The organism is Novosphingobium sp. ZW T3_23, assembly GCF_044987305.1.
Classification (GTDB): Bacteria; Pseudomonadota; Alphaproteobacteria; order Sphingomonadales; family Sphingomonadaceae; genus Novosphingobium.
Map to the genome: position 1 here is coordinate 1 of NZ_JBJDRF010000162.1, position 523 is coordinate 523.

The following is a 523-nucleotide window of genomic DNA, read 5'->3' on the forward strand; positions in this document are numbered from 1 at the left end:
CGGCTTACGAGGGTGACGTGCAGATGATCGACAGTTCTTCGATCCGGGTTCACCAGCATGGCGCCAATGGCGATAAAAAAGGGGACCCGGTTGCATGGGCCGTTCGCGCGGCGGCCTGACGACCAAGATCCATGCGCTGGTCGATGCCAGTGGCTTGCCCATCGCGCTCAAACTCACGGCCGGTCAGGCGCATGATGGCCGCAGCGCTGCCGACATGTTCGACACTCTGAGCGACGGGGACGTGCTCCTCGCCGACCGCGCCTACGACAGTGACGCGCTCCGAGGCGAGATGGCCGCCCGCGGCGTCTGGGCCAACATCAAACCCATGCCAAATCGCAAGCGCCGCCCCGTCTTCAGCGCATTCCTCTATCGCTATCGCAATCTCGTCGAACGCTTCTTCAGCAAACTCAAACAGTTCCGCGCAGTCGCCACCCGCTATGACAAGCGAGACGAGAACTTCCTCGCCTCAGTCCAACTCGCATCCATCCGAATTTGGCTGCGACATAATGAGTCGGTCGCCTAG

1 pseudogene is annotated in these 523 nt (G+C 61.6%); it reads left to right on the forward strand.

Annotated features, from left to right (window positions below):
• Positions 1–523 (forward strand): annotated as a pseudogene (locus ACI3K3_RS25825) (IS5 family transposase); the annotation flags it as partial.